This is a genomic window from Hydrogenophaga intermedia (assembly GCF_023715105.1).
GTDB classification, from domain to species: Bacteria; Pseudomonadota; Gammaproteobacteria; order Burkholderiales; family Burkholderiaceae_C; genus Hydrogenophaga; species Hydrogenophaga intermedia_A.
On the sequence record NZ_JAMBNO010000055.1, the window covers coordinates 1 to 3,246 of the forward strand.

At 61.5% G+C, this 3,246-nt stretch carries 2 protein-coding genes and 2 pseudogenes; 1 reads left to right on the plus strand and 3 read right to left on the minus strand.

Going from position 1 to position 3,246, the window contains the following annotated elements:
* Positions 1 to 402 precede the first annotated feature (402 nt).
* Positions 403 to 1,068 carry a peroxiredoxin-like family protein gene (locus tag M3149_RS22400; protein WP_026437473.1) on the plus strand — a complete coding sequence of 222 codons (666 nt, stop codon included), beginning with the start codon at positions 403 to 405 and terminating at the stop codon, positions 1,066 to 1,068.
* Positions 1,069 to 1,190: 122 nt separating this feature from the next.
* Here M3149_RS22400 and M3149_RS22405 read toward each other — a convergent pair.
* From M3149_RS22405 to M3149_RS22415, 3 genes and pseudogenes are all read right to left on the minus strand, one after another.
* A pseudogene (locus M3149_RS22405) lies at positions 1,191 to 2,003 on the minus strand (LysR substrate-binding domain-containing protein); the annotation flags it as partial.
* Between the two features lie 150 nt (positions 2,004 to 2,153).
* Positions 2,154 to 2,957: an IS21-like element helper ATPase IstB gene (istB, locus tag M3149_RS22410; RefSeq protein WP_008904314.1), complete on the minus strand. Its 804-nt coding sequence runs from the start codon at positions 2,955 to 2,957 to the stop codon at positions 2,154 to 2,156.
* 78 nt (positions 2,958 to 3,035) lie between these two features.
* Positions 3,036 to 3,246: pseudogene (locus M3149_RS22415) on the minus strand (IS21 family transposase); the annotation flags it as partial.

Below are 3,246 nucleotides of genomic sequence, written 5' to 3' on the forward strand. Positions count from 1 at the left end.
GCTGCTTGCACAGCTTCACCGCCTCACGTTTGAACTCGTCCGTGAAGCTCCTTCGGGTTCTTGTCATGCCTATCTCCTGAACACATCATGTCATTGGATGTGTCCGGGAAACTGGGGGAAGCCCAGTCTATGCTGTTGGACGTCAAGCGAAGCCTTCTGCACGGGCCTTGACTGAGTTCATTATTTCGGAAATCGCGCGTGACCCTCCGGATGTGCCGCCCAGTTCAAAGTAGCCCTACATCGCGCCCTTGTCCTCGTAATTTCAGCCGCTTGTCCGCTGCGCAAGATTGACAGGCCCTACATTGGTGCGCACTCGCGCTGACGTGCAAGAATGCAGACAAAACTCAGTACGCTTTCTTCTTGCGGTTTTCGCACTTTTGATCGCGGCTGGCCCAGCCCTAAATGTCTTTGCAGCAGAAGCTTGACGCGTTGCGTACCCACTTGGAGGTGGGGACACGCTCGAATGCGTTAGTTGCGATGCTCAGAGTGATGGAAGACGCCGTCTCCAGCGACCGCGCTACCAGAGCATTGCAGGCACCTAGCCGCGCACCAGCTTTTTCCCTCCCGGACGCGACAAGTCAAACTGTCTCCCTCTCAGAAATGCTTCGCGATGGGCCCGTGGTGGTGGTTTTTTATCGCGGCGAATGGAGTCCTTGGTGCCGGAAGGAATTGAATGCCTTGCAGGGGGTTACCGGGCGGTTCAAGCTGCTTGGTGCATCGGTGCTTGCCGTTTCTCCTCAGTTACCAGTATTCAGCCGCGGGCACATCCGAAGGCGCAGGCTAGATTTCCCGATACTGCATGATTCTGGTGGTCACGTGGCGGCTCAGTTCGGTGTGGAATGGCAAGTTCCAGCTGAATTTAGGAAGCTATATCTTGATTTGAACGTGGACCTTGAGAAGTTCAATGGGCAAGGTGGGTGGGTGCTGCCGATACCCGCGCGCTTCCTCATTGATCGGCAGCAGACAATCGTGTACGCCGAAATCAATGCTGGTGAAACTCATAGGATGGATCTGAGTGGCCTTCTCACCGCCTTGGAAGGGTTGCAGCGAAAGGCATCTGGGCCCTAAGCTTCATTGTCCTCGGGGATGTCCGATATAGACGGGGCATCGCTTTCTGACCAGTTCGTTGTCACCAGGGCAGTTCCTAGGCGACTGGGATGCACTTACGACGGATGAAGTTGTTCAGCTCATCACACCGCCTGAATCTGTTGGACGTTTGCGTGCTGGTCACGGTGAGCGCCATCAGTGCAGTGCTTGTCATGAAATGAGTTTTCGTGCCTCGAAGCCACAGGCACGTGCTCGGGCATCAGATCCACTACCCAGTCGATGAAGGCTCGCAGTTTCGCACTCACATGGCGGTTGGACGGGAACGCCACATACATCGGCATCGCATCGAAGCTCCAACCGTCGAACAGCGGCAGCAGTTCGCCCCGTGCCGCATGGTCGTTCGCCATGTACTGCGGCAGCCACAGAACGCCCATGCCAGCGACGCCAGCCGCGAGGTAGGCGTTGCCGTCGTCCATCGCCACCACATGGCGCCCCTGCACCTCCATGCGTTCGCCATCGCGGTGCATGCCGATGGGCGCCACCGTGCCGCTGCGGGCGCGCAGATAACCCACCGTGCGGTGGTGCGTATCGTCCAGTTCAGCCGGGTGCAGCGGCGTGCCAACGCGCTCCAGATAGCTGGGTGCCGCGTACACACCGATCTGCAGATCGCCCACGTGACGGGCGATCAACGAAGGGTCGGTGATCTCACCGCCGCGCAGCACGCAGTCCACGTTGTCACCGATGAGGTCCACCATGCGGTCGCTCACACCCATGTACAGCTGGATCTCCGGGTAGCGTGCATGAAACGCCGGCAGTGCCGGCATCAGGATCATGCGAGCCAGCGGGCTGGGCACATCCACGCGCAAGCGCCCACGGGGCGAGGCCACAGCGCTGGAGAGGCTGGTGTCCGCGTCTTCCAGGTCGGCCAGCAGGCGCACCACGCGCTCGTAGTACGCGGTGCGTATTTCGGCGAATGTGACCGGTCATTTCGGCGCATCGTGACCGGTGGGCTGAGCGATGTTCTCAGCGCCGTTTCGGTAACGTGACCGCCCGTTTCGGCGATCGTGACCGCCGTGATGCTGGCGGTGCTGCGTAGGGGGTTGAGTTTACGGTTTTGGAGAGGCTGTCAGGTCTTCATGGGGGTCCTTGATGGTCGTTTTTGAAACGGTTGCAGTGCGCGCCGTGCGGCCCGTTCGTCGCGACTCGCCGTCCAGGCTGAAGCGCCGGCAACTCTGCAGCAACCGGTCCAGAATGGCGTCGGCAACGGTGGGGTCGCCCAGCCAGGCGTGCCAATGCTCGATGGGCAATTGGTGGGCGATGATGGTGGCGCGCTGCCCCACCCGGTCATCGATGACCTCCAGCAAATCGGCACGCGTGGCGGCGTCCAGGTGTCCGATGCCCCAGTCGTCCAGCACCAGCACGTCGATCTTGGCGAGTTGCTGTAGCCAGCGTCGGAAGCTGCCGGCCCCATGCAAGATGCGCAGCTCTTCTGCCAGTCGAGGCACGCGCAAGTACAGCGCGGAGCGACCTTGCCGGCACGCGTATTGGGCCAGCGCACACGCCAGCCAAGTCTTGCCCAAGCCTGTGGCACCGGCCAGGGTCACCGTCTCGCCGCGATCGATCCAGGTGGACAGCGCAAGGCCCATGAGGGCCGGACGGTCCATTCCCCGGATGCCCTCGAAGCTGGCGTCCTCCAAGGTGGCCGAGGGGTACTTGAGCTGCGCCTGTTGCAGCAGACGCGCTCGCTTGCGGTCACTGCGGGCGTAGACCTCGCGCTCGACCAGCAAGGCCAGGCGCTCATCAAAGGACAGATTCAGGCAGTCGGCCTGTTCGTGTTGCTGTTGCAAGGCATCGGCGAAGCCCACGAGTTTGAGTGAGCGCAGCTGGGCGATGGTGGTGTTGTTGAGCATGGTGATGATGTCCTGAAGCCGTGGATTGGAGATAGAAACAATGGTGGCAGTGGCGGCGGCGGCGGCGGTGGCGCCACCTCACTGGTAGTAGCCCGGGCCGCGCAGATTGGCGTGCGCCGGGCTGGTCCAGTCCGACTCGGACTGGGGCGTGATCTGGTCACAGTTGTTGGCCAGCAAGTCACGCACATGGCTGTAGCGCAGGGTGCCCAGGGCCAGAGCCCGTTCGCAGGCGGCCTCCAGCCTCACCTCGCCGTAGCGCCTGGACAGGCTCAGCAAGCCCAGGCAAGAC